Source organism: Paenibacillus sp. OV219 (assembly GCF_900110075.1).
In the GTDB taxonomy this organism is placed as follows: Bacteria; Bacillota; Bacilli; order Paenibacillales; family Paenibacillaceae; genus Paenibacillus_Z.
In genome coordinates, this window is the sequence record NZ_FOCJ01000004.1 from 393946 (window position 1) to 419634 (window position 25689).

Annotated in this window: 21 protein-coding genes; 7 read left to right on the plus strand and 14 right to left on the minus strand. The window is 53.6% G+C overall.

Annotation, left to right across the window (positions count from 1 at the left end; genetic code table 11):
• Positions 1-22: 22 nt before the first annotated feature.
• Positions 23-502, minus strand: coding sequence for a helix-turn-helix transcriptional regulator (locus BMY11_RS13525; protein WP_090576590.1), 480 nt, complete (start codon positions 500-502; stop codon positions 23-25).
• 45 nt (positions 503-547) lie between these two features.
• Positions 548-1012 (minus strand): ribose 5-phosphate isomerase B, encoded by a 465-nt coding sequence (rpiB, locus tag BMY11_RS13530; protein ID WP_090576593.1) that lies wholly within the window; start codon positions 1010-1012, stop codon positions 548-550.
• A gap of 190 nt (positions 1013-1202) precedes the next feature.
• Between rpiB and BMY11_RS13535 the strand changes: the two genes are divergently transcribed.
• The gene (locus tag BMY11_RS13535; RefSeq protein WP_090576596.1) at positions 1203-2255 is read left to right on the plus strand and encodes a LacI family DNA-binding transcriptional regulator; all 1053 of its coding nucleotides are present in this window, start codon (positions 1203-1205) and stop codon (positions 2253-2255) included.
• Between the two features lie 44 nt (positions 2256-2299).
• Positions 2300-2746 carry a hypothetical protein gene (locus BMY11_RS13540; RefSeq protein ID WP_143069266.1) on the plus strand — a complete coding sequence of 149 codons (447 nt, stop codon included), beginning with the start codon at positions 2300-2302 and terminating at the stop codon, positions 2744-2746.
• A 375-nt stretch (positions 2747-3121) separates the two neighbouring features.
• Here the strand turns inward: BMY11_RS13540 and BMY11_RS13545 are convergent, their stop codons facing one another.
• The 7 genes from BMY11_RS13545 to eis form a co-directional block, all read right to left on the minus strand.
• Positions 3122-4225 carry a Gfo/Idh/MocA family protein gene (locus BMY11_RS13545; protein ID WP_090576602.1) on the minus strand — a complete coding sequence of 368 codons (1104 nt, stop codon included), beginning with the start codon at positions 4223-4225 and terminating at the stop codon, positions 3122-3124.
• Between the two features lie 27 nt (positions 4226-4252).
• Positions 4253-5308, minus strand: a complete 1056-nt coding sequence (locus tag BMY11_RS13550) for a Gfo/Idh/MocA family protein (protein WP_090576607.1) — start codon at positions 5306-5308, stop codon at positions 4253-4255.
• A 13-nt stretch (positions 5309-5321) separates the two neighbouring features.
• Entirely contained in the window at positions 5322-6194 is an 873-nt protein-coding gene (locus BMY11_RS13555) for a sugar phosphate isomerase/epimerase family protein (RefSeq protein ID WP_256217448.1), read from the minus strand.
• Between the two features lie 120 nt (positions 6195-6314).
• The gene (locus tag BMY11_RS13560) at positions 6315-7604 is read right to left on the minus strand and encodes an N-acetylglucosamine-6-phosphate deacetylase (protein WP_177182626.1); all 1290 of its coding nucleotides are present in this window, start codon (positions 7602-7604) and stop codon (positions 6315-6317) included.
• A gap of 1 nt (position 7605) precedes the next feature.
• Positions 7606-8349 carry a glucosamine-6-phosphate deaminase gene (locus tag BMY11_RS13565; protein ID WP_090576612.1) on the minus strand — a complete coding sequence of 248 codons (744 nt, stop codon included), beginning with the start codon at positions 8347-8349 and terminating at the stop codon, positions 7606-7608.
• Positions 8350-8363: 14 nt separating this feature from the next.
• On the minus strand, positions 8364-9665 hold the full coding sequence (locus BMY11_RS13570; RefSeq protein WP_256217449.1) for a Gfo/Idh/MocA family protein: 1302 nt from the start codon (positions 9663-9665) through the stop codon (positions 8364-8366).
• Positions 9614-10792, minus strand: coding sequence for a GNAT family N-acetyltransferase (gene eis / locus BMY11_RS13575; protein WP_090576616.1), 1179 nt, complete (start codon positions 10790-10792; stop codon positions 9614-9616). Before eis ends, BMY11_RS13570 begins: the two co-directional genes overlap by 52 nt.
• 198 nt (positions 10793-10990) lie before the next feature.
• Between eis and BMY11_RS13580 the strand changes: the two genes are divergently transcribed.
• Positions 10991-13240 (plus strand): helix-turn-helix domain-containing protein, encoded by a 2250-nt coding sequence (locus BMY11_RS13580; RefSeq protein ID WP_090576619.1) that lies wholly within the window; start codon positions 10991-10993, stop codon positions 13238-13240.
• A gap of 595 nt (positions 13241-13835) precedes the next feature.
• Here BMY11_RS13580 and BMY11_RS13585 read toward each other — a convergent pair.
• A complete protein-coding gene (locus BMY11_RS13585; protein ID WP_090576621.1) occupies positions 13836-15980 on the minus strand; it encodes an alpha/beta hydrolase family protein in 2145 nt (714 codons plus the stop codon).
• A gap of 61 nt (positions 15981-16041) precedes the next feature.
• On the opposite strand from BMY11_RS13585, the gene BMY11_RS13590 reads away from it, so the two are divergent.
• Positions 16042-16761, plus strand: coding sequence for an HAD family hydrolase (locus BMY11_RS13590; protein WP_090576624.1), 720 nt, complete (start codon positions 16042-16044; stop codon positions 16759-16761).
• Positions 16762-16831: 70 nt separating this feature from the next.
• Here BMY11_RS13590 and BMY11_RS13595 read toward each other — a convergent pair whose 3' ends face one another.
• The 4 genes from BMY11_RS13595 to BMY11_RS13610 all read right to left on the minus strand — a co-directional run bounded on the left by BMY11_RS13595 (position 16832) and on the right by BMY11_RS13610 (position 21273).
• Positions 16832-18499: an extracellular solute-binding protein gene (locus BMY11_RS13595; protein WP_090576627.1), complete on the minus strand. Its 1668-nt coding sequence runs from the start codon at positions 18497-18499 to the stop codon at positions 16832-16834.
• Between the two features lie 67 nt (positions 18500-18566).
• Complete coding sequence (locus BMY11_RS13600; RefSeq protein WP_090576630.1) at positions 18567-19454, minus strand: carbohydrate ABC transporter permease; 888 nt, start codon at positions 19452-19454, stop codon at positions 18567-18569.
• A 22-nt stretch (positions 19455-19476) separates the two neighbouring features.
• Entirely contained in the window at positions 19477-20448 is a 972-nt protein-coding gene (locus BMY11_RS13605; protein WP_090576633.1) for an ABC transporter permease, read from the minus strand.
• A gap of 18 nt (positions 20449-20466) precedes the next feature.
• On the minus strand, positions 20467-21273 hold the full coding sequence (locus BMY11_RS13610; RefSeq protein ID WP_090576636.1) for a sugar phosphate isomerase/epimerase family protein: 807 nt from the start codon (positions 21271-21273) through the stop codon (positions 20467-20469).
• Between the two features lie 235 nt (positions 21274-21508).
• Between BMY11_RS13610 and BMY11_RS13615 the strand changes: the two genes are divergently transcribed.
• The 3 genes from BMY11_RS13615 to BMY11_RS13625 are packed head-to-tail and all read left to right on the plus strand — an operon-like array spanning position 21509 to position 25470.
• Positions 21509-23311 (plus strand): DUF4091 domain-containing protein, encoded by a 1803-nt coding sequence (locus tag BMY11_RS13615; protein ID WP_177182627.1) that lies wholly within the window; start codon positions 21509-21511, stop codon positions 23309-23311.
• Between the two features lie 48 nt (positions 23312-23359).
• A complete protein-coding gene (locus tag BMY11_RS13620) occupies positions 23360-24319 on the plus strand; it encodes a carbohydrate kinase family protein (protein WP_090576642.1) in 960 nt (319 codons plus the stop codon).
• Positions 24316-25470 (plus strand): 1-phosphofructokinase family hexose kinase, encoded by a 1155-nt coding sequence (locus BMY11_RS13625; protein ID WP_090576645.1) that lies wholly within the window; start codon positions 24316-24318, stop codon positions 25468-25470. Before BMY11_RS13620 ends, BMY11_RS13625 begins: the two co-directional genes overlap by 4 nt.
• The last annotated feature ends 219 nt before the right edge of the window (positions 25471-25689 follow it).

The window sequence follows — 25689 nt, forward strand, 5'->3', positions numbered from 1 at the left end:
GACCCGGACCACTCGCTTGTGGTTAGCGACAGGCGGTCATGCTGCTATCCCGGTATTGACCGGGCGTTATGCCGACGCTTCTTTTGAAGGCGCGAATGAAACTGTGCACGTTGGTATAACCGACCTCGCCGCTAATCGCAAGCACCGTCTGACTGTCCATCATCAGCAGCTGCTTCGAACGCTCAATCCGCTTCTGTGTAAGGAGGCTGTAGAAGGTATGGCCCGTATGCTGCTTTAGCAGCCGGTTCAGGTAGGTCGACGAGCAATGCATCTCATCCGTCACCTGCGTGAGGCCAAAATCCTTCCCGAAATGCACGTCAATATAAGCGAGCGCTTCTTCGACAATATGCGTTGCTAGTAGAGATTGGTAGAACAACGTAATCGAGCCTTCTTGCTTATGGAGCATTCGCTCCACGACGCTATACATGATCGAATTGCGCAGCGCCTCCAGCTCCTTCTGATCTGAAGCGGCTGGAACTATAGATTTGGGTAAAATCTGCATGTCGTTTCAGTGCCTCCTCGCAAGTAAATCGTGATCGTTTGCGCGTTAGGGCTTCATGTATTGCGCTGCTTCGCGCTCCAGCACGGCAAGCTTCTCGACTCTTCTGCGGAACTGCTCTTCGGTGCTGAAGGTAGCCTGCACGAACGATGTAATCAGATCTTTGGCAAGCCAAGCTCCAACGATTTGTGCTCCTATGCACATGATGTTCACATCGTCATGCTCTACACTCTGATGTGCCGAATGATAGTCGTGGCACACCGCTGCGCGAATGCCGGGGATCTTGTTAGCTGCAATGCTGGCGCCGACGCCGGTTCCACACACCATAATGCCGCGCTCCGCCTCGCCGTTCAGGACAGCCGGGCAGACTAGCCGGGCTATATCCGGAAAATCCACAGCATCTGCACTATGGCAGCCGTGGTCAATCACCTCGCAGCCGAGCGAATTCAAGTGCTCTGCAACCGCCGCTTTTAGCTGAAACCCGGCATGATCGCAGCCAAGAGAAATCTTCATAGGTATAACCCTCCCATGGAAAGTAAATCATTCTAATAAAAATGGCAACGTTGCCATTTTAAGCAGATCATAGCGTAGCTGCTTGTAGCTGTCAACCCGTTCCAGCTGAAATTTACGCGCGGCCTCGCTAGTATTTTGCACGAAGATTCATTAAAATCGTGATAGATGGTATCGTTTCCAAGGATGAGCCATGACGATCAAGGAGGAAATTGCGATTAAGAAACCAACCATACATGACGTCGCAGAACGAGCGAAAGTGACGCCCTCCACCGTATCACGGGTTATGAATGGCTCAAGCCTCGTCAAGCCGATGACACGGCAGCGGGTGCTCGATGCCGTCCAAAGTCTCGGTTATGTGCCGAGCCGAAAGGCCCGCATGTTCAAGTCCGGCAAGAGCGGTATCCTCGGACTTGTCGTGAGTGCACAGCATATTAGCGAGCTCATTTATAATGCAGGCTTCCAATCGCTCTTCAAAGCGCTAACGGAGAAAGCACATGCCGAGGGCTACAACCTTCTGATCATTACATCAGCCAGCGCGGATTCTGACTCGTTCTTTGATGTAATAAAGAGTCAGGTAGCCGATGGATTTATTATTTTGAGCCCCTCCGGGAGTGAGACGCTTGCTTCAATGCTGGATGAAGCGGGCATTCCTTATGTGTTTAATATGAAGTATTCGAATAACCCCGAGGATCACTACTATGCTTCGTACGACGATGTAGAAGCCGGTTATATCTCGGCCAAATATTTGCTCGATCTGAACCATACCGACATCCGGTTCATCGTCGGAAGCATTAACGGCAGTGTGATTTCCTTCAACAGCGATCGCATTGTCGGCGTGAAGAAGGCGTTCGAGGAGTACGGCATCCCGTTCCAGGATGATTTCATCATCCTTGTTCCGGGCCAAATGGAAGAGAGCTACGCCGCGATCCACCAGCTCCTGCAATCGCAGAAGCCAACGGCGCTGATGATCTCGAATGAAACGACAACGGTCGCAGCTCTCAATTATTTCTACGATTACGGCTACCGTGTTCCGCAGGATCTGTCGGTCATCGGATTCGGTCCAGCGGATTTTTACCTCAGGCTGCGCCCGAATTTAACGAGCGTCAGCTTCGATATCGCATGGTCAAGCGGTCGGATCGTCGACATTCTGCTGCAGCGAATCGAAGGGGTGCCGGTGCTTCCGGAGACGCCGAAGAAGCCGGAGCTCGTTATCAGGGACAGTACCGCTCGCAGGGGGATGTAAGGATTGAGCGGATTTCGCCGAATGTAGTCCAGCAAACCAGCTTCTTGTGCTCGTATAAGCGGATTTCGACGAATCTAGTCCAGCAAACCAGCTTCTTGTGCTCGTTTGGGCGGATTTCTGCGAATGTAGTCCAGCAAACCAGCTTCTTGTGCTCGTTTGGGCGGATTTCGACGAATGTAGTCCAGCAAACCAGCTTCTTGCGCTCGTATGAGCGGATTTCGCCGAATGTAGTCCAGCAAACCAGCTTCTTGCTCTCGTTTGAGCGGATTTCGACGAATCTAGTCCAGCAAACCAGCTTCTTGCTCTCGTTTGAGCGGATTTCGCCGAATCTAGTCCAGCAAACCAGCTTCTTGCTCTCGTATAAGCGGATTTCGACGAATGTAGTCCAGCCAACCAGCTTCTTGCTCTCGTTTGAGCGGATTTCGACGAATGTAGTCCAGCAAACCAGCTTCTTGCTCTCGTATGAGCGGATTACGACGAATGTAGTCTAGCTTCTTGCGCTCGTTTGAGCGGATTTCGACGAATCTAGTCCAGCAAATCAGCTTCTTGCGCTCGTATAAACGGATTTCGACGAATCTAGTCCAGCAAACCAGCTTCTTGCTCTCATTTGAACGGATTTCGCCGAATGTAGTCCAGCAAACCAGCTTCTTGTGCTCGTTTGGGCGAATTTCTGCGAGTGTGAGGTACCCAGAACCCCTCTTTCACCTTTTCAACCGGTTTTCCACCTATGTGAGGTACTAGGTACCCTTCTTTCATCATTTCAGTGTGATTTCACTAAATCAGGCCCCTGGGGGAGCCTCTTTCAAAGACAAAAAAGCACTCACCGCAAGCCTGCGAGTGAGTGCTTTTTTGCATCAAATCACACGCTAGCCCCGTACAGACGCAGAGCTTTGCGGAGCATAAATTTGTGGATTCTGGCGGCGGCATTCTTCGATGACTGTCAGCTGCTGACGAACCTGCTGCGGCGTAATTTCGAGCGGGGCACCGTCAAGAATTGCCCGACGCAGCATGTTATATAGTTGCTCCGCCATATAGCCATACTCGTCTTGGCCGTCATTAAGCGCGAGCTCCCAACCCTCCGAATACCAAGTGAGCGTCTCACGGCAGTAAGACGGCAGGCCGTTCTTATCGACAAGCGGCTCTGTAGTGAGCTGCTGCTCTGGCGCTTCCTCAGGCTTGAAGTATCTCCACTCCAGTCGCTCATTGTTGCCGCGCAAGCCGCCGTTTGTTCCTTGAATTACGAACTGTTCGCCTGGAAACACACTACAGGAGGACACTTCCACATCGACCGTCGGGCGACCTTTTCCTTGCAGCACCAGCTTCACATAGTCCTCCGCATCGCCGAACGTGTTCACCCGGTCCATGATGCATTTTACCTCCGGCATCATATCGTTGCCGAACAGTTGCAGCGCCTGATCGAGCACATGCGAGCCGAGATTAAGCAGGCTGCCGCCATTGTTGCTTTGAAGTGTCTGCCAATCCCATCTGCGCGTAAACCGGCTGCTTGTAAAATCCAGCTGCACAATGCGCCCAAGCACACCGCTTGCAATGACTTCGCGAATTTTCACATAAGCAGGCATATAACGGGATTGCTGGAAGACAGCAAGCAGCTTGCCGCTGCGCTCCGATGCCTCGATTAGCTGGTCTACTTCCGCTGATGTGCGGGCAAGCGGCTTCTCGCATAGCACGTGGAAACCACGGTTCAGCAGCTCCAAGGAAATTGGCACATGTTGATGGCTCGGGGAAGCATTAACGACGAGATCGAGCGGCTCGGCGGCGATCATCTCCTGCCAAGTACCGTATGCTTTACAGCCGAACTCTTTTTCCGCCAGCAGTTGACGCTCTGGAAGCGAATCAGCAACTGCCACGATTTGAAAATACTCTGGCAGCTTAGCCAGATTCGCCCCATGAATATCGCGCCCGCTTCTACCTTGTCCGATAATCCCGACTTTAAGAATGTTTTGGCTCATACTCTCTCATTCTCCTTCTCGTACTCGTTATAGGATGAAATGCGGTTCAATGCGGATTTCCTTACCCGAAGCCGAACTCTCGTAGACCGCCTCAATCAGCTGAATCGCTCGAAACCCATCTCCACCAGATACGGCAGGCTGACAGCCGGATTCGATAGATTCAATAACATTCGCTAGCTGCAGCTGATGATAGAGGTGGCTGATGCTGCGCGGATCCGAGACACCTCCATAGGCAGGAGACTCAGAGAACACCGATGGAGCCTCGTACCCCGGAACCGACCAATGTTCAATACTGGAACCTGACAGCTTAATTGCCCCTTCCGCACCATATAAGCGGATTGCCGCTGGGAATCCAGGAGTGATACTCGTGGAAGCCATCATCGTCCCAAGCGCCCCACTCTTAAAATGAACGATGGCAACGCCAATATCCTCCGCTTCCATCTCGTGAGTTTGCGTGACGATCCGACCGTACACGGCGCGGACTTCACCTGCAAGCCAGAGCAGCAGGTCGACCGAATGAATACCTTGATTCATGAATGCCCCGCCGTCCTCAGCAATCGTTCCCCGCCATGGCGAGCTGTCATAATACTGCTGCGATCTGTAAAATGGAACCTCCACCTCGGCGAGCAGCAGCTTCCCGATCCGCCCCTCCGCCACGATGCGTTTCACTTCGCGATGAAGCGGCTCGAACCTTCGCTGCGAGATGACGGACAGCGTTAGTCCGTGCTCTTCCGCCAAGCGGCACAGCTCCTCCGCTTCCGAAGCCCGCATTGCCAGCGGCTTCTCAATCACGACATGCTTGCCCGCAGCAAGCGCATCGCAGCCGATGCGATAGTGACTGCCGCTTGCGGTGGTGATGCACACGATATCAACGTCATCTCGCTGTAATAGCTCCTTGTAATCTGCCGTCCAAGCGCAGTCTTCGCGCTCGGCAACAGCATGCGCCTTAACCCCATCACGACTCGATACGACCGTCAGCTTAGCGCCGTCCAGCCCCCGAATCGCAGCGATGTGAAAATCCGCAATCGTGCCGCAGCCAATGATCCCAAATCTCCACAAACCAGAATCTCTGCTCACGCTCATGTGTGCGTTCACCTCACTTCGATTGCAGCCGCTCAAGTAGCGTATTCAAACCTGTCAGAGACATCGCCGTTCCTTCCAATGCGGTTCCGCCCTCCGGGATATAGTGCGTTTCGATCGTGAACAAGCCGGTGTAGCCATCCTCCCGAAGTGCATGAAAATGCGCTTCATACGGTACAAGGCCCGCTCCAATCGGAACCGCCCGCGGCTTCCCCTCTGCATCCAGCACAACATCTTTGAGATGCACATGCGCAATAAACTCGCGAACCGCTGAATAGCCTTCCGGGTAGCTCGGTTTGCTACCGTACTGTTCATTGCCCGGATCCCACAATATGCGAAGCGCGGGGGACTGTACAACAGCGGCGAGACGAGCAATCTCTACGGCAAAGCCGCCATTACAAGACGGTTCATTTTCCAGCAAAAGGAGCATACCGCGTTCTTCCGCAAGCTTGGCGGCACGCGTCAGATGGCTAACGATCTCCGCCTCGAACCGTGCAATCGGTTCCTCCTCCCGCCAGAACGAGAAGATGCGGATCCGGTTCGTGCCGAGCCGTTCTCCAAGCTCCAGCGCCCGCTCCAACATGGCAAAATGCTCGGTGACGGACCGTTCCGCTTGATTAAACCGGTCCCCCTCGGCAACCTGACGTGATGCATCAAGCGCGCACTTGAATACAGGAGAAGCGATACAAGAGATGAACAGCCCGCGGCTCTGCGCCTCCGTACGTATACGGTCCGCCTCCTCATCGCTAAGCACGAGTACATTGCGATTGTCTACACTGCGAATCTCGATATGCTTCAGCCCATTCGCCGCCGCAAAATCCAGCGCAGTGATGATGTCGGATGAGACCTCGTCCGTAATAACGCCTAGTCTATCGATTATTCGTTCCACAATGCAGCTCCTTTCGTCCAAAGTAGATCCCTAAACACTCTTCGTCGCTTCGCAACTAATGTAGATACCTGGAGTACTCTCTTTCCAACCATTCGCAGTTAATCTACCAAGTCCAGACATCTACCACAAAGCCTGCCCATCTTGCCAAACCGTCCGTCCGCCGACGACCGTCTGCACTATCTGAATCCGCCCAAGCCCAAGTCCGTTCACGCCGCCGTCTTCCTCTTCCAAGCGAAAAAGCGTCAAGTTCGCCCTCGCTCCCGGCTCCAGACGACCGAGCTCCTGCCAGCCCATCGCTTCAGCAGGACGCTTCGTTACCGCGTCGATCGCCTCCGCCAAGCTAACGCTAGCGAGCTTCATCGCATTCTCGATGCCGCAGATGAGCGGCTGCGCGGAGCCCGCCAAGATACGCGGATCGGCTGCCGTCTGCAGCCTTCCGTTCGACAGCAGCTCCACTCGCTGCCCGATCTCGCTCTCATATCGGCCCGGCGGCATACCGCCGAACTTGACGCTGTCGCTCACGAGGATGAACCTCCCCTGCTTCGCCCGGATCATCGCTTTCAGTGCAGCTGCGCCAAGATGGTGTCCATCGGCGATAAACATCGCCGTCAGCCCATCGTCCGCCAGCTGCTCCCAAATATAGTTCGGATGCCGCGGCAGCACCGGATGCGCCCCATTGCCAAGATGCGTGGACATAGAAGCACCGGCTGCCACCGCATCCCCCAGCTCCTCCGCCACCGCCATCGTATGCCCGATGCTGACCTGAACGCCGGCCCCGCGAAGCTGCCGGATGAACCGCACCGCGCCCTCCTTCTCCGGCGCGACAGTACATAGCGCGATTCGCCCGCCTGCCGCCTCCTGCCAAGCGGCGAATTCAGCCCATTCGGGCTCACGAATATGCGCCTTGTCATGCGCTCCGCGCGGTCCATCTTCGGCCGACAGATACGGCCCTTCCAGATGGATACCCGGGATCGCCTCTCCGAGTAATTCATCCTGCTCGCAAGCGGCATGAATCACATGCAACGTTTGGCGAATCCGCTCCGCGCTGCCCGTAATGATGGTCGGGCAGAAGTTCGTCACGCCGCGGGGAAACAAGGCACTCGCCACGCCGAATACATCCTCCGGCGTCGTCACCTCGCCATTAAGATCATAGCCGGCGAAGCCGTTTACCTGCAGATCGATCCAGCCCGGAGAGATCCAGCAGAAGCTTTCGCTTTGGCTTTGGCTCTGGCTCACACCTATGCCCATGCCCTCGCACTCGCTCTCTTCCTCGCTCACTCCCGTGCCCTTTTCCCCTTCCTCCCTCACTACCGCCGCAGCCGCAACAACAGCTACAATCACTCCGTCTTCCGTATCTATATGTACCAGCTCGCCGGTGTCATATCGCCTTCCCGTCCATCGTCTCCGCATGTTACTCGCAAGCCGCCAATTCCGTACGCGCAGCCGAGGCGCGATCCAGATATAGCGTCCAGCATGGATGCGTGCGCAGCATCGTCGACGGTACATTCGGCGCAATCTCGCTCGACAACGTCAGCCTTATCGCCTCTGATTTCACCGCATGGGGCACGCAGGAGAGTATCACCTTGCTTTTCAGAATCTGCCTTACACTCATCGTAATCGCATGCGTCGGCACATCCTCCAAACCTGCGAACCAGCCTTCTCCAACCTGCTGCCCTTTGCACGCGTCATCCAGCTCCACCACAATGTAAGGCTCCTCTGTATCAAAATCAGCCGGAGGATCGTTGAACGCAATATGAGCATTTTCCCCAATGCCAATCATGGCAAGGTCAATCGGCGCTTCGCGAATCGCTTCATTTAACTGGGCAATCGTCGAACGAAGATCGCCTGTGCCGTCGACAAGATGGTACTTGCCGAGCTCCACCTGCCGAATAAACCGTTCGAGCAAATACGCCTGGAAGCTAGCAGGATGATCGGGTTGAATGCCTGCATATTCATCGAGATGAAACATCTCAACCTTGCTCCATTCCACCCTCTGGCCCACAAAAGCTTTGAAGAATTCAAACTGGGACGAGCCCGTAGACAGCAGCAGCCTCGCTTTCCCTTGGCGATTAATCGCCTCTTGCAGAACTGACGCTGCGTGTGCCGCCGCTTGCTCGCCTAGCAGCTGCGCATTTTCCAGTACTTGAATGTCCATACCGCTCTCCCACCTCATCCTAGTTTAATCAGCTCGGCAATACGGACCGGCCGTCCTTCCCGAATCGACCGATTCGCTGCAAAGCCGATCGCGCACGACAGCGCTCCATCCCGACTCGTCGCTTGCCTGCCACCCTCATCATCGCCGCCGATTAGCAGTGCACGAAGCAACCGCTCGTCGCCGCCTCCATGACCGCCGCTCTCTTCCGCTAGCGGAGCATCTATCACTTGCCCATGCCGCCCAAACAGCCTGATCATTTTCCCCATGCCCATGCCAACACCATCACTCATGCCTCCGGCATCACTTTCCGAATACACCGCTTCCAACCGTCCGGCAGTGCCTGTTATCACCATACGAAAGCCTTCATACGGAGCGTAAGCCGTCAAGGAATAGCTCATCATCGCGCCCCTAGCATAGCGAGCGGTCAAGCTAACGGTATCCTCAATGTCGATCTCCTCCGCAAACACGCAAGCATCGCGGTAGTACTGATCCACATCCTCGCAATCTGAATAGAGCAGCCGATAATTTCCTTCTCGAATATCGATGTGAAACTCACAGCTCGCCGCATACTCGCAGCCACTGCAACGTACGCCTCGTTCCTTGCGAGTCGGTCCATAAAACCTCGTCGCCCCAAACGCATGCACTTCAACCGGCTCATCTTCAAGTACCCAGTTCACGATGTCGAAGTGGTGCGTTGACTTATGGACGAGCAGTCCGCCGGAATTCTGCTTCTGTCGATGCCATCTTCGAAAATAATCCGCGCCGTGCTTCGTATCCAGAAACCATTCGAAATGCACATGTGTAATTTGGCCAAGCGTCTTCTCGCCCGCCATTTCTTTCAGTCGCCCCATAAAAGGCATGTACCGCAAGTTAAACGTCACCGTCACCTGCTTGCCTGTTCGGCGCTCCGCCTCCAGAATGAGCTCGCACTTGTCCTCATCAATCGTCAGCGGCTTCTCCGTAATGACATCGCAGCCTGCGAGCAGCGCCGCAACAATATACGTGTGATGCGTGCTGTCAATTGACGTCACGATAACGACATCGGGCTTCGCCTGATCCAGCATCACCGCATAATCCTCATAGACCGGCACATGCCCACCAATCCTCGCCTGCAGCAATGCCGACCGTTTTGCGTTCGTATCGAACACGCCGACGATTGCAGCCGTATCCGCATAATTCCGGCTCATCGGCACGGCATACATATAAGTGCCCCGATTGCCCGCTCCTACAAAAGCATACTTTTTCACTTCCGGCCCCTTCCCCTCTAGAAAAAGTCCGTCATATACGAAATCTGCCGCGGTATCTCCTGCTCCCATGCCGCTACTGCCTCTGCCGATCCATCCAGATGCCCGTGATTTGCTAGCTGCGCAGGCCGCTGGCACCCGATCAACATCGCCCCTAAGGTTTGGATGCTGCAACTGATCGCCCCGCTGGCAGACGCTTCCCCCGCAAGAAGTGCAGCTTCGGCTCTCCCATCTGCGCTAACTGTAATTTCCCACAAGCCGTTATTCCACTCGGCATGATCGTCAGCAAGACTCACGTGCAGCGCGCTTCCTGAAGCAGCCTCTGCAAACCGGTACTGCTTCACGAAGGCCGCCACATCGACGATACGGAACATGAAGTTCGAATGCAGCTCATGCTGAAGCTTGGGTTCGGCCATCCCGAACAGAAACGGTTCATCGGCTGGAGCTGTAAACTTCAGCCTTGAAATAATCGAGTCATGGTTCCGGATGAACTGCCACAAGCCGTTCCTGCTCTCCTGATCGAGATAGACAAGCTCCTGCATATTCATATGCCGGTCCTTGATGTCATACAGCATATAACCTGTCGGTTCGGCGCTGCCCGCCGCATAATAAACCGCCAAGCTGCCTAGCTTGCGCCGAAAGACATGGTTCAACCACCAATCCTCGTCCCGCCGCAGCATCCCGTTATACCTTTTGGCATACTTGTCATAGACTGCGTCTGCCTCTGTCCAGCCCTCTGCCCGAAGGCGCTTCACTGCACCAGGCGCTGTTGGATATTTCGGTGCGGCGCCAATCTCAAGCGTATACACACTCTGCACGGAGAAATATTCCCAGCCATACTTGCGGTAGAATCCGTATGCAAATGGGTTCAGCATGGAAACGGTTTGCCCGCTCTCTCGCATCTCCGCAAGGCTTCTTACGAGTAACTTGCCCACCATGCCCTGCCTGCGCAGCTCCGGGTAAGAGGACACAGAGGCGATGCCGCCCATTGCGACTTTCTCACCTTGCACATAGATAGCAAGCGGCAGTATTTCCAGCTGAGCAGCGAGAAGACCATCGACGTAATAGCCAAGATATTGCTCCATTTTCAACTTGGGAAGACGCTGTTCGATGTCACTCTCGCTGAAACGGATCGCGAAGGCCGCCTGGGTTAGTTCGAGCGATTGACGTATTTCCTCTTGCCTGATCGTTCTAATCATGTCACGCCCCCTTATGACTCCACTATAGCGAATCGCCGCTGTGCCTGATACACGCAGTATTTGATATGGTTCATTTTATTTGCATTACCCAAAAATACAGTGAAGTTATGAAAATAAGACCATTGTTCTAATGCCGACTATTCTATAAACTTAATGTAAACAGGCTTGAAAACATACCAAGATGAAAGGGTTGTTTTCATGAATCGAATTGCATCGCTGCTTGCGTTCCCGATCGCCCGCATTAAGTCCCCCTCCCTATTCATCTGGCTCCTGATCAGCTACATCACAATTGTGACACTGCTCGTCTCTTTCATTCTGTATTCCGTCTTCTTCTACCGAGGCCACATTAAAGAAGAAGTCATTACCTACAATAACCTCAACTTGAAAAATACGATCGACAGCTACGAGGGCAAAATCAGCCTGATTGAAAACTCTATCCTCTCCTTCTCGATGAACGACAAGATCGCTGCGCTCGACAAACCGAACTTTGATTACGCGGCAGGCAGCAAGCTTATTGACGAGCTCCAAATGTACCTCTCCAATCAATCGCTTTACCTCGAGAATATGATTATTTACTTCCAGAAGAGCAACGTCACCATTGAGAAATCCCGCGGCGCGGACGCCGACGTGATGTTCCAGCGCTTTTACAACAGCAAGGACTACTCCTACGAGTTCTGGAAATCACAATTCGATAAGCTCTATGTCACCCGAATCTTGCCCGCTTCTTCCTTTTCCGAATATGAATATTTGAACAAAAAAGTAAGCACTCAGCTCATTCCAATCGTCATCAAGAACCAAACGAATCCTTCCGTCCTCATCATCGCCCTCGTGGATGCCCGGAAGATGTACCAAGCGTTCCACCAGTCCATTACGAACGAATTCTATATTTTGGATGATGTACAGGGGTCTTACTTCTCGAGCGGCGGCGCGGACGGGACATTCCCTGCCTTTGATCGCAGCTCCAGCTTTGTGAAGCACGGGAACAATTATTATTTCTATAAGAAGGGTGATACGAGCAGGCTCACCTACGTCAACGTCATTCCGGACGACACCATTTCGCAGATGAAGTGGAACATTAACTTCGTCTTGCTGCTCGCGCTCGCAGTTGTCATTAGCATTCTGGCCGCTTTCCTGTTCAGCCTTCAGTTTAATCGTCCCGTCAAGCAGCTCGTGCAGGCGATTCAGCAGCTAACGACCGGTTTCCCGTGGCAGAAGCATAGCAGTATTAAGGAATTCGCCATCATTCAAGATAAGGTCCGTCATCTGCTCGATTCCAATTTCGATATCAATCAGAACCTCGAAGAGAAGAACTCACTGCTGCGCCATTATGCCTATATCAATCAGCTGAAGAACATTCGGGGCAATGCAAGCTATTTGAAGGATCTGATCAAGAGCAATCAGCCGTACCGGGTTGTGTTGTTCAAGCTGACTTTCCGGCCGCAGCTGCTCGAGGAAATCGCTGATGACGAGGAACGCGCAACCTTATTTATTAGGGCGTATCTTGATAAAATCTTAACCGAGAAGCATCCAGACTCGCTCACCCTCCAGCTCGAGAGCGATCAGCTGCTGTCTGTCATTTATTCCGGCGACGCTGAACTGAATCTGGATGAAACGCTCGAAGGGTTCAAAAATGTGCTCGAGCTTGACCAGGCGTATTGCTTCTCGACGATGGCGGTAAGCGCCCGTTATGAGCAGCAGGCAGACTTTAAGGTGTCGTTCGAGCAAGTGAAGTCGTTACTGCAGCACCGCAAATTTGGCAGCACTAACCAAGTGTTATGGGAATCCGCGGATTCGAAGCTATCCAATTATTATTTGATGCATGCGCAGGAAGAAGAGCTGAATGCGAGCCTGACCAGCGGCAATGAAGGACAGATCGTTCAGTTCGTGAAACGAGAGCTTGCGGCATTTCGGAAGAAAGAAGCAGGCGAGCATGAGGTGCAGAGCTTTGTGAGCTGCATTGTAGATCGAGCCAAACGTGCGTTCATCGTCAGTCAGCTTGATACCGAACTGCTGCAAACGATGCAGACCCGCCTCGCGCACTGCCATACGTTCGAGGAATTGGAGCTCGTGTTCGAAGAATGGCTGCCGCGGCTGACGGACCTGATCAAGAGCAAGAAAGAGAAGAAGGATCATATTACGAGCTTCGTATTCGATTATCTGGAGCAGCATTATGCTCACGACATTACGCTCGATATGATGGCCGACAAGCTGAACATTACGCGCAGTTATCTGTCGACGTATTTCCGAGAAAAGACGGGTACATACTTCGTCGACTATGTGAATTTAATCCGGGTAAGCCGGGCGAAGGAGCTGCTCTCCCGCTCCGACGTCAAAATCGGGGACGCCGCCGCACGGGTTGGCTACCAGAATATCAATTCTTTCAACAGGATGTTTAAGAAGTTTACCGGCGTGACGCCAAGCGAATTCCGTAAGGTGGAGCGGGCTTGACGCCGGGCGAATTCCGTAAGGTGAAGCGGGCTTGACGCCGGGCTGGAGCGAGTAGACGCAGTAAGCGGTCATCCGATTCGCTTGTTTTTTACGCATCATTTCGGTGGGGCTTCAGCGCTGAGAGTTGGAATTCCCAACTCTCGGAGCAAAACTGCGGCTGCTTCTGGGCTGAGAGTACTGTTTTCCTACTCTCAGAGTTTAAAACCAAGCATTTCGGCGGGGCTTGTGCTCTGAGAGTCGGATTTTCTAACTCTCGGAGCAGAACTGCGGTTGCTTCTGGGCTGAGTGTACTGTTTTCCTACTCTCGGAGTTTCAAACCAAGCATTTCGGCGGGCTTGAGCGCTGAGCGTCTGATTTTCCAAATCTCGGAGCAGAACTGCGGCTACTTTTGGGCTGAGAGTACTGTTTTCCTACTCTCGGATTTCCCAGCAGCTCCAACTGGAAAACGCTGAGGAACCATTACGCTCTCTCAACAAGTTCACCCTAACTCGTCTGCTAAGACCACCAACGGTTCCGGTGGAACAAAGTTCCACTATGTGAAACACTGAAAATCAAGCGGCGAAATTGACGAATACGTCGATTTCGCCGCTTGTTGTTATGACCCCCTGAGGGGTTCAGCCAGCCTCTTCATCGGATCGAACCAGCTCTCGACAGTGACGACTCTGAGCTCGGATTGCAGTGTCTGTAGCAGATCAGGAATATCGAGGGCAAGCAGCAGTCCTGGGACGATAATGCCTGCATCGTACTGGTGCTGATCAGCTTCCGCGAATGCTCGGAAGCTGGTAAGCAGCCCTGCTACATGCAGGCTGTGAATGCTGCTGCCGCCGCTTAGCACGGCGGCGTAGAGAGCAGTGAGGGCATGCTCCTCCTGCCCGTACAATGTTACTTCCGCCTGTTCGCAGCCTGGCGTCTGCTTCAAGCAATCAATGGCGGCGAGAGCATCCGTCACTCGCATGCCTTGCAGCGACTGGCCGAGCATCCGGGCGTTATAGCCGCTCGCCAGCTCCGGTTCAAACATGCCGAACGTGCAGCCCGGCTCCATAGCTGCCGGCCCAGTTCCACGCGGGTGAATGATGAGCACCGCGTCATAGCCGGAGCATCTCGCCCGCTCAAGCTCCGCTTCCTTCATGCCGCCAATGGCGAGCCAAATTCGCCTCGAATCGTCAGCTTCAGACGAACTCCAACGGTGAAAAATCCCCGTAATGATCATGCCGTCCTCAGATTCGAACGAAATGCCGCCATTTCTATCTGGCTCCAGCGGCGAGTAGTTGCGCTCGCCGTCATGCCTTAACTGCAGCAGTCCGCTCAACTGCTCCCTTATCTCTGCCCCATTCTGCTCTGGCTGCTGCTTCGCAGGCAAGCTCCGAACTCTCTCCTGAATCACATCGAGCAGCGAGCCGCAAGCGAGGCCAGCTGCTTTGCCGCCATTTGCCGCGAAGCAGCACAGCTCTATCTCCGAAGGCAGCCGATCATAATCTACCGCCTTCCCCGAGCACCATTCAACCCCAAACGTACGGCAAAAGAACCGCAGCACCTGCTCCCTCATTTCCTGCCAAAAGCCATGGCCTTTCATGACCACATGCAGCTCGAGCTGCTCCTCTGCATCAAGCAGCCGGTACAGCTTCTTCGCTTCGATGAATGCATCGCGCACGCCGTCGATTGGGAAGAAATCGAACATCGCAGCGCCGATATGATAAGGCTTCGGTGCAGCTGCCGTCACCAAATCACTGTGATCGAGCCCGCGTGCCATGAAGCCGGGTAAGCACTGCTCCGCATCCTGCGCCATAAGCCGGTACAGCATCGACCGCAGCTCGGTAATGTAGCAGCATGGCGCAACCGCCTTTACCCGATCGTCATATGCACCCATATATGCGGACATCGTGCCGCCGCCGGAATTGCCGGTCACTCCAACGCGTGCAGCGTCTACCTCAGGTCTTGCAAGCAAATACGTTAGCGCAGCAACGTTTTCCTGCATCATATAAGCGCCAAGATGCTCGCCGAGCAGACTTAGCTTCTGGTCGAGGAAGCAGTGCGCCGCGACCGGGTCCAGCCATGACCCACTGCCTTCGCTGCCTTCATCGTCTTCACCAACTTCTTTGCCTTCCTCTACTCCCGCTCCCCGCACCCTTCGCTCACCCTGACCAACCGGGTCAAACGTCAGCACGCAAAAGCCTGTCATAACCGCTTCGACGCAGAAAGATACATACGTCACATGCGCCTTGCCTTCATTCGAATGTCCGCATAGCAAGAGCAGAGCCGGCAGCAATTCTCCCTCGCCCCCGCTGCGTTCCTTCGGATAATAGAAGCTCCCGGTCGCATAAATACCGGGCATCGTCTCGATGCATACCTTATCGATCAAATAGCTTCCAAAGTCCAAAGTCCCCGTCACATAGGCGCTCGCGCTCGCACTTCCACTTCCATTGCTGCTACTATCGCCGTTTCCTTGGTCGCTTCCTTTGCCGCCACTATTGCCGCTTCCACCGCCATCTGCCCCAGCTGGCAGCGGTCCAACAGATGCCCGAAATACCTCGCGAATCCGCGCCTGATAAGCAAACGCCGCCGCTTTATCGTTCACCTGACGAAGCGCCGTCTTGCGCTTGACCAAATACTCCGTATTCCGCTGATCCAAATACCGGCGGAATGGATGCTTATGAAACCGTTCAATATCGGGATAATCCTCGATATAAGAGAGCTCCCGCCTCCGATTCGCCTGCTCTTCTTGCAAGGAGTAATTGCGCATAGAATCTCCTTTCGTCTTGTTATAAACTATTAACGAGAATGGAAATGGAAGGAAGATCCACATGTTGCCAATTAAACTCATTCTATTCGATCTGGATGATACGCTTCTACATTTTGACGACTATTGGGAATTTAGTGTGAAGGAAGTTTTCAGCCATCATTTTTTCACGAAAGAGATGAATGTGAACGAGCTATTCGATGTCTTCGAACAGGTTAATCAAGCAATGGTTGAGAAACTGGACAGCGGCCAAATAACGTTAGACGAATACCGCACAGCGCGTTTCATCCGTTCCTTGGAGCAAGTTGGGAGAATTGCAGATGAAGAGCTGGCATTCAGCTTTGAGAGCCTATACCAATCCATGAGTCAGAAGAATATGAAACCAGATCTGAGAACGAAAAAGCTTATAGCTGAGCTTGGCAACCATTATCAACTAGGGGTTCTGACAAACGGAAGCAAAGAGTGGCAGCTTGCCAAGCTGCATGCAATCGAGCTCATTGACGTCATACCGCCAGAGTATGTTTTCATATCCGGGGCAATCGGTCACGAGAAGCCTAGTCCACAAATCTATCAGCATGTGCTGGGGGCGACATCTCTATCGCCGGATCAGGTGCTCGTCGTCGGTGACTCATGGATGAATGATATTGCAGGTCCGATCAGCCAAGGATTGAACGCGATCTGGTTGAATCGCAAAAACAAGCAGCTCCCAGAGACCCCGCTACCTTTAGCGGTTATTACCGAATTAGAGGAGCTGCGTGCGATCCTGTTACCGCAGCGGTTATAAGATAAAGAAGGAGAGAGTCGATTTCGCCTCTCTCCCCCCTCCTTACTCCTTACTCCTTACTCTTTACTCCCTATTTCCATTCACCCGCGATACCATCTTGATCCAGCAGCTGATTAACCTGGTCGATAATATCCTGACCGCCTTTGCTCAAGTACTCTTGGACCATCTTATCCCAGTCCTCGATCGATTCCTGACCGACAATCATCTTGGTCGTGTGCTCAGCAACGCTCTGATCGAGCTCGGATACTTTCGCATACAGCAAGTCGGAGTGAACACGGTTGACCGGATCCAGATACGTCTTCGTACCCTTCAGCAAATCGACCGCCGACTGTACGAAGCCTTTCGTGAACGGATCCTGAAGAACCATTGCCGGCTGTGTATCTTCATCCGTAGGCGCCCAGTAACGAATACCCAGGTACGTTTGAGGCATTTCGCTGAACGCGCCATCGATATCGATTGCAACGCCGTTCTCCATCGTATAACCTTTGCCTACGCCGCCATTTTGCCAGTCAAACTCCGGATTTTGATCGTTGCGTTGATCGACTGGAACGAACGTCATGAAGTAGTTGATCATTTCCAGAACGCGATCGATTTTGTCCGGGTCATCCTTCAAGTTTGCGTTCAAGCTGTGCAGTTCATAATAGCCCGGCAGGCCGGTGAAGCCTTGCTGTCCGTCGTCCTGCACGAATGGTGGAATGACTGCGAGCTCCGCCGTCGGATTCGTTTCTTTCAGCTGCTTGAAGCGAGTTTCAGAAATATCATATGGCTGCTCGTAGTAGATACCGATCTTGCCAGCGAAGAAATCTTTGCGAGCGTCCGCAGACTTCGTGACCGCCCAGTCTTTGCTAATAGCACCTTCTTTGTACAAGTCGCGCAGCAGTGTAACCTGATTCTTGAAGCCTTCGGATATATTGCCTGGAATGAGCTGTCCTTTATCATTCTTGTTATACCAGCCGCTGTCCCACTCCGCTCCCATCCATGCGCCATACACAATTGACTTCGCAAGGCCGAGACCGAGCGTATCATTCTTGCCGTTCTTGTCTGGATCGTTCTTCGCGAAGGCGATCGCTACTTTCTTCAGCTCGTCGTAGGTCGTCGGCATCGTTAAGCCGAGATTGTCGAGCCAGTCTTTGCGGATAATTGGCTTTTTACCGTATTTGGCAGGGAAGTAATTCGGAATGGCGTAGATCTTGCCGTCAACCGTGACCGCATCCCATACGCTCTTCGGAATATTCTTAATCGCTTCATACTTATCGATGTAGTCGTTCAGCGGGAGGAACGCACCTTGCTTCGCCCACTTCACAAAATTGGCATCGACGCCTTCCATGCCGATCATATCCGGCAGATCGCCGGCCGCCATAACGACCGGAAGCTTATTCGCATATTCGTCATACGGCACGAACTGCGATTTCAGATCAACGTTGAACTTTTCATTGATCATTTTCGCGCCATTGCCGCTTGGATCTGGAAGTGGACTTGCCCAAGTGCCTTGAATGCTGGAAATTTCGAGCTTCTTATCTGTAGTGGTCGTTGCCGCCTGATTATCTGTTGTCGTGTTCGAGTTCGTATTCGTCGCTGTATCTGTCTGGTTCGTAGTCGTGTTGCTGGAGTCGGTCGTCGCCGTAGAGTTCGTGCTTGCAGTATTGTTCTCGGAATTGTTGTTTGAGCCCCCGCAGCCGGCAAGCCCTGTTACGAGACTTAGTGCTGCGAACAGTGTAACGATTTGCTTCGTTTTCATGTTTAGCCCCTCCCTATTGTCCACCCTAATGGTATGCCGAATCTGGACGCGATTACAATGCTGCTTTTTAACCCTTTACCGATCCCAGCATCACCCCCTTGGCAAAATGTTTTTGCAGAAACGGATACACAATCAGAATTGGAATTGTCGCCAAAATAATAGCAGCCATTCCGATCGTCTCCGGTGGCGGTAAGTGTGCGCTTCTCGCAGCTTCACGAGCGGCGCTGGCAAGGGTGTTGGTCGTATCGTCAAGAATAACGATTTGCCGCAATATAACCTGGACCGTCCATTTGGACGGATCATTCAAATAGAGAATGGCTGTGAAATACGTGTTCCACTGCCCGACCGCATAGAAGAGGCCGAAAGCGGCAAGCGCAGGCTTGGAGAGCGGAAGAATGATGCGCGTGTAGATTTGCAGATCATTCGCACCGTCGATAACGGCTGCTTCGTGCAGCTCTTCGGGGATACTCAGGAAGAACTGCCGCATGACGATCAAGTTGAAAGCGCTGATCGCATCCGGAATGATGAGCGACCAGTAGGAATCGATGAGGCCCGTTGCTTTGACGATCAAATACGTTGGAATCATGCCAGCACCGAAGATGAAGGTAAACAAGACGAGGAAGAGATAGAATCGCTGTCCCCACAGCTTACGAATGAGCGCGAAGGCCATGGTGGAGGTTAGCAGCAGACTCACGATAGAGCCGACAACCGTAATGAACACGGTGACGCCGATGGAGCGAATAAATTCCTTGGAGTCGAAGATAAACCGGTACGCGTCCAACACCCAAACCTTCGGGAACAGGAGAAAATCGGTATTCACGAACTCTTCATAGGAAGAGAAAGAGACCGCGGTAATGTAATAGAACGGAAACAGCATCACAAGCGACAGCAGCACTAGCAGAAACAGGTTGATTGCGTCGGTGATCCGATCCGATACGGTGCGTTTTATCGGCATGGCTCGCTTAACTCCTCCCTGATTAGAATACGCCTTCTTCGCCGAACTTCTTGGCAAACCGGTTCACACCGACGATGAGCACCAGACCGACAAGTCCTTTGAACAATCCGACAGCCGTTCCGAAGCTGAAGTCCGACTGCTGGATCCCTTTGAAATATACGAAGGTGTCGAGCACGTTGCCGACGTCCATCGTGAACGGATTCAGCATTAAGAAGATTTGCGTAAAGCCGGAATCAAGCACGCTGCCAAGCCGTAGAATCAATAGAATAATAATCGTGCCCCGAATGGCAGGGAGCGTAATATGCCACATTTGACGCCAGCGGCTCGCACCGTCCACAATCGCCGCTTCATAGAGGGTCGGATTAACGCCAGCAAGTGCCGCGAGGAAGATGATCGTGCCCCAGCCCGCTTCCTTCCAGATGACTTCGAGTACAATGAGCGGCATGAACCAGCCCGGCTGCTGAAGAAACTGAATGGATTCCATCCCGAAGGCAAGGCTCAGCCCTTTGTTAACGATTCCCTCCGTCTTCAGGAAAATCGTCACAATACCGATGACCACGACCCAAGAGAGAAAATGAGGCAAATAGACGACGGATTGAATGAGCCTCTTCACTCGCTGATTTTTCACTTCATTAAGCATAAGCGCGAGAACGATTGGGATAGGGAATGCAAACGCGATTTGCAGCAATGAGAGCCACAGCGTGTTCCCGATGACTTTAATGACTTCCGCATCCTCGAAGATACGGGCAAAATGCTTGAACCCTACCCAGTCACTGTGCAAGAAGCCTCTGAACGGGCTGTAATCCTCGAAGGCGATAATGTTGCCAAGCATCGGGACGTAGCGGAACCAGATGAAGTACACAAGGCCCGGAAGCAGAAGCAGAAATCCGTATCGCTCCCGGAATAATCGTGCGGCAAGCGATCTGGTCGGCGCTTTCGTCTTGACGTTAGCCGTCTTGCTGGCTTCCATCGATGTTGGTGTTGTGACAGCCATACAGCTTCCCTCCTTTGCCTATAGACTCTGGATATAGCGAATAAAATGCGGCAGCGCGACTTCCGGCTCTTCTATTGAAGGAATCCAGCGTTTCTCCCATTCGAAGGATAGCCAGCCTTCATAACCTCTATCAGCTAGCAGTTGGATACATTCCTTAATTGGCACGTCGCCTTCACCGCACAGCGTAGTTTGTCCATGCATGTCCGCACCACGAGTATCCTTGATATGTGTGTGCTTAATATAGCGTCCTAATCTTTCATAGGTTAGTTCGAGCGGCTCTCCGTCTCCGTACTTATAGGGATTGTTAATATCCCAGAGGACGCCGAATGCGCTGCTGCCAACCTGCTCAATTACGGCAAGCAAAGCGCGGGAATCGGAGAAATCGCCATGTGTCTCCATTAGGACGGTGACGCCGGTATCTTCGGCATAGCGGCTTACCGCTTGTATGCCCCGTGCCACCTGCGCAATCGTCTCTTCGCGAGCGGTCTCGGTTGGGATTGCATCCCCGAACACCCGAATATAAGGAACACCAAGCTTTACCGCGAGGTCGACCGCTGCCTTCCCTTCCTCAATAGAAGCTTCAAACTTCGCAAGATCGTGGAAAACGCAGGATGTATCGAGACTAATGATTTCGAGACCGTGCTCCTTCAGCTGCTGCATGGATTGTTCGATGTTCTGTTGCAGAAATGGCATACAACGATGAACCATCATCTCTTGTTCAATGCCGCGTATTTCGATGCCGTCATACCCGAGCGAGGAAGCTTCTCTCAGAATCTGCTCCCAGCTCCAGGTCGGGCATGCCAGTGTGGAAAATGCTACTTTCATCAGGCTCGCCTCCATTTTCACTCTTGCCCATCGTCTCTCGCCTCTTTCTGATTCAACTGTACGGGATGAAGGAAGAGAAAGAAATTGGTGCATTTTTCACTCGTTCATCTATTTATCGCTGTCCTTAAAATTCGTGAAGAACTGAAAAAACCGACCATACCCGTACGGTAAATTCGTGAACCATACGAAATTGCTACAATTTCACTTTGCCTCGCTAAGGCGCACAATGGCAGTAGTGGTTAAATCAAAGGAGATGATCCGATTGGCGCTAGCGGTGTGGGCTGTGAATGATGGCGAGAAGATACTGAAGGAGGATCTGGCGAATCCGAATAAAATGGAAAACAGCGTCTGGGATGGCCGTACCGTTCGACTGTTCGGTGCGAGGAACGAGACGGTTGCGTTTCAAGTCATTGTTGAGGCTGGAGATGCGGAAGCAAGCTCGCTCTATGTGGAGATGTCCGGGCTTGTCCATGACGAGCATGAGGACTGTCGGATTGAAAATGACTCTGAGCTTAGTGGAGACGAGGCGAGTAATGTTGGCTTGCGGATTGAGGTGTTCACGCAGCATTACTTATACGTCTCTCCTGATCTCAGCACGGCGCCCCAATGGTTCTATGCAGCGTCCGCGCCTCCACTTCACCGATCCGGCTGGATACCGGATGCGCTTATTCCTGCCAATGCGAAGCCTCGGCTTGGGGGCCAGCCCGTTCGCGCAGCGGCTCGGGTCAATCAAGGGTTCTGGATTGATATTTATATTCCGCGAGATGCTGAGCTGAAGGCGGGCATTTATCGGGGGACAGTTACGGTTCGAGATGGTGAGGCGCTTGTCGCTGAACTGCCGATCGAGCTTCAGCTGTATGATTTTGCGCTGCCAGATGAGAATCACTCGCTCACTTTCGTCTACGCGAACGATGTGTCGGAGTACTACCCTGAGGTTCCTGATATTCGGGACCGGTTTCGCCGGATGGCACATCGCCATCGTTTCGATCTCGTCGGCTCCGAAGTCCACAGCCGGAAGTTCGATGCCGAGGCGTTGGAGCAGTATGCGCCTTACTTGAACGGCTCTTTCTTTACGAAAGAGAACGGCTATGAAGGGCCAGGCGAGCATGTCGGAGAAGACGTGTTTCCAATCGGCATGTATGGTGCAAAAGTGCTCGGAAGCGAACCGGAGGAGATGCAGCGCGAAGCGGACAAGTGGGTGGAGTACTTCGAGGCGCTGAAGTGGCCGGGTTCGTACTTCTGCTATCTGATTGATGAGCCGCTCCCGGCAAAATATGAATGGATTCGTGAGCAGGCCGCGATTGTGCATGATTCGGTCGGCGCTGGAAAACGGCTGCCGTTGCTAACGACGCGGCGCTATACGCCGGAGATCGAGGATTCGATCGATATCTGGTGCGCGCATAAGATCGATCCGGAATCTATGGAGTATTGCCGGGCGAGCGGCGACAAGCTGTGGTTTTATAACGGATACCGACCTTACCACGGTTCGCTGATATTGGAAGCGGAAGCAGTCGATATGCGGGTGAATTCTTGGCTGCGATACCGCTATGGCATCAAAGGGTACTTCGTTTGGCACGGCACGCATTGGCGGCACAACCATCAAGGTCCTCGGGGACGCTGGAACCAGAACGTCTATAGCTACGCGGTTACGTTCATGTATGTCGCGAAGGATGAAGCTGCCTATTACGGCGACGACGGTGTTCACTTCGGCAATGGCGACGGCCTCTTGTTCTATCCCGGACGGGAGCCGTTCTTCCGCGAGCAGGATCGCGGTGTTGATGGACCAATCAGCTCGATCCGGATGAAAAATTTGCGCCGCGGCATTCAAGATTATGAGTATTTGTGGTTGGCGGCACAGCGCGGATATGCAGCTGAAGCGGACGCGATTGCTCGCGAAGCGGTGCCTAGTGGCATGCACGAAACAGTTGTAGGCGGGGAAGCGTCTTGGTCCCCCTGTGGCAGCAAGTGGGATGAGTATCGGAGACGGACGGCGGAGCTGATTGGGGCTGTTTCAGTAAGTGCTGGAGACCGCCAATAAAACGACGGAAATCGAAACTTGGACACGGAAACGGAGGCTGCGGTTAACATGATGTCAAATTCAGCGCAATCTGGCAGCAAAGTGATCGTCATCGGAGAGTTGAATGTCGATTTGATTTTTGCAGATTCGAACATAACGCCAGAGCCAAACCGCGAGAGGCTGGTCCGGGATTTCCGACTTGCTCTCGGCTCGTCTTCTGCGATTGCGGCGGCGGGTTTAGCCGGACTCGGGCTTGATGTCGCATTCGTCTCCATCGTCGGGGATGACGAATTCGGGCATTTCTGCTTGAAAGAGCTTGCTCGGTTAGGCGTCGATGTAACACATGTTGCGGTGGATAGCTCAGTACGTACTGGCGTCACGCTATCGCTGACCGATGGAAGTGACCGCTCGCTGCTTACCTATATGGGCTCGATTGGCTCGGTCACTCCTGCGATGATTCCGATGGAGCTGTTCAGAGAGGCGTCGCATGTGCATTTCGGCTCTTACTTCCTGCAAGACGCAATGCGGCCGCATTGGCTCGAAGTGTTCCAGCTGGCGAAGGCTTGCGGGATGACTACATCGTTCGATGCCGGCTGGGACCCGGCGGAGCATTGGGATCGGGAACGGCTGGCAGCTCTGCTCGCGTATACGGATTGGTTTATTCCGAGCGAGGAGGAAGCGCTGCAGGTGTTCGAGGTGGGAGCGGTTGATGAACTGCCAGGGCGGCTGCCAGCGGAACGGGGAGCGGTGGTTGTAAAGTGCGGCAGCGCTGGGGCGGTTGGTATCTTCGCGGATGGGCGAGTTGAGTATGCGCCGCCGTTCACGGTGGTTCCGGTCGATACGACCGGGGCCGGCGACTCGTTCAACGCCGGCTTCATTGCTGCTAAGCTACGAGACGAGCCGGATCGCGAGGCGCTTGAATACGCCAACGCTTGCGGCGCACTCTCGACGCTTGCCATCGGCGGGGCTGGTACGGTGACCTTGGATGCGTTGGCGCGGTTTTGGCCGGAAGGGCGGCGGCTGGCATGAATGGTGCGAGTGACATGGGTGGCTTGAGTGGCATGAGTGATATGAGTGATATGAGTGATATGAGTGACATGAGTGATATGAGTGATATGAGTGATATGAGTGATATGAGTGATATGAGTGATATGAGTGATATGAGTGATATGAGTGATATGAGTGATATGAGTGATATGAGTGATATGAGTGATATGAGTGATATGAGTGGGAGAGCATCGGGCGGGTTGATCGTGTGCGTATCATTGAACACCGCTATTGATAAGCGGTTGCTCGTCCCTGGGTTTCAGCTTGGCGCGGTCAATCGCGCCGTTCAGGTCGATGCAACCGCTGGCGGCAAAGGGCTGAATGTGGCGCGAGTGGCGCAGTCGCTTGGCGCGGATGTACTTGCCACTGGGTTTGCTGGCGGCAGCAATGGGGATTGGATTAGAAGGAAGCTCGATTCGATCGGCCTTCCTCATCAGATGGTGCCGATTGTGCAGGAGAGCCGAATCTGTCTCAATGTGATTGATAGTGAGACCGGCCGTTCGACTGAGATGCTTGAGCCGGGACCGGACATCTCGGCTGCGGAGAAAGGGCAGTTTCTTGCACTGTGGCAGAAGCTGTGCGTGCCACGGCGGTGGCTGACACTGTCTGGCAGCTTGCCGCGCGGGCTGGGGGACGCTTTTTACGCGCAGCTTGTTGGGATTGCGCGGGGAGCCGGAGCCTGCGTCGTGCTGGATACGAGCGGCGAGCCGCTGAAGCTCGGTGTTATGGGCGGACCGCATACGGTGAAGCCGAACGAGGAGGAATTTCGGCAGTGGAGCGGTGCAGACCCGCGCGATTATGCGGCAGTGCGGCGAGTGGCGGCAGAGCTTGGCAGCTATGGCGTGCAGACGCTGCTTGTGTCACTGGGGAGCGAAGGCTGCCTCGCGGTTAAGCCGAACGGCAGCTTGTGGCTGGCGTTCCCCCCTGCGGTGGACGCCGTCAATCCGGTCGGCAGTGGCGACTCCTTCGTCGCCGGTTGGACCGTCGCCTGCTCGCGCGGGCTGGACGTCCCGGACGCGCTGCGCTGCGCGGTTGCAGCGGGAACCGTCAACGCGATGTCCCCGGGCACCGGCGAAGTGAACCGGGAAGCGGCGGAGGCAATGGCGATGCGAGTCGTCGTGACCGAACTCTAGTTTTGTTTAAAGGACAGCCGTAAGTGGCTGTCCTTTGTGTTTCTTTTGCAGTCTATGGGTTTTCCACTGCCCCCCATACTCCACTAACGCCATCCTGTCGCTCGATACCCTTCCCAACCGCCGAACTCTTAACTAACCTCGCAACCTTGCAATGCTTATTAGAGCGAAATCTCTGCTTTGAGCGGCTAGTGCTAGTTGGTCTAGTGACTACACCAACAG

Bases quoted from the DNA above. Each gene is read 5' to 3' on its own strand.
- BMY11_RS13595 (WP_090576627.1), bottom strand. From the start codon at position 18,499: ATGAAAACGAAGCAAATCGTTACACTGTTCGCAGCACTAAGTCTCGTA.
- BMY11_RS13565 (WP_090576612.1), bottom strand. From the start codon at position 8,349: ATGGACATTCAAGTACTGGAAAATGCGCAGCTGCTAGGCGAGCAAGCG.
- BMY11_RS13605 (WP_090576633.1), bottom strand. From the start codon at position 20,448: ATGGCTGTCACAACACCAACATCGATGGAAGCCAGCAAGACGGCTAAC.
- BMY11_RS13620 (WP_090576642.1), top strand. From the start codon at position 23,360: ATGATGTCAAATTCAGCGCAATCTGGCAGCAAAGTGATCGTCATCGGA.
- BMY11_RS13535 (WP_090576596.1), top strand. From the start codon at position 1,203: ATGACGATCAAGGAGGAAATTGCGATTAAGAAACCAACCATACATGAC.
- BMY11_RS13625 (WP_090576645.1), top strand. From the start codon at position 24,316: ATGAATGGTGCGAGTGACATGGGTGGCTTGAGTGGCATGAGTGATATG.
- eis (WP_090576616.1), bottom strand. From the start codon at position 10,792: ATGATTAGAACGATCAGGCAAGAGGAAATACGTCAATCGCTCGAACTA.
- BMY11_RS13585 (WP_090576621.1), bottom strand. From the start codon at position 15,980: ATGCGCAATTACTCCTTGCAAGAAGAGCAGGCGAATCGGAGGCGGGAG.
- BMY11_RS13590 (WP_090576624.1), top strand. From the start codon at position 16,042: ATGTTGCCAATTAAACTCATTCTATTCGATCTGGATGATACGCTTCTA.
- BMY11_RS13560 (WP_177182626.1), bottom strand. From the start codon at position 7,604: ATGCGGAGACGATGGACGGGAAGGCGATATGACACCGGCGAGCTGGTA.
- BMY11_RS13600 (WP_090576630.1), bottom strand. From the start codon at position 19,454: ATGCCGATAAAACGCACCGTATCGGATCGGATCACCGACGCAATCAAC.
- BMY11_RS13545 (WP_090576602.1), bottom strand. From the start codon at position 4,225: ATGAGCCAAAACATTCTTAAAGTCGGGATTATCGGACAAGGTAGAAGC.
- rpiB (WP_090576593.1), bottom strand. From the start codon at position 1,012: ATGAAGATTTCTCTTGGCTGCGATCATGCCGGGTTTCAGCTAAAAGCG.
- BMY11_RS13610 (WP_090576636.1), bottom strand. From the start codon at position 21,273: ATGAAAGTAGCATTTTCCACACTGGCATGCCCGACCTGGAGCTGGGAG.
- BMY11_RS13570 (WP_256217449.1), bottom strand. From the start codon at position 9,665: ATGGGAGCAGGAGATACCGCGGCAGATTTCGTATATGACGGACTTTTT.
- BMY11_RS13525 (WP_090576590.1), bottom strand. From the start codon at position 502: ATGCAGATTTTACCCAAATCTATAGTTCCAGCCGCTTCAGATCAGAAG.
- BMY11_RS13550 (WP_090576607.1), bottom strand. From the start codon at position 5,308: ATGAGCGTGAGCAGAGATTCTGGTTTGTGGAGATTTGGGATCATTGGC.
- BMY11_RS13580 (WP_090576619.1), top strand. From the start codon at position 10,991: ATGAATCGAATTGCATCGCTGCTTGCGTTCCCGATCGCCCGCATTAAG.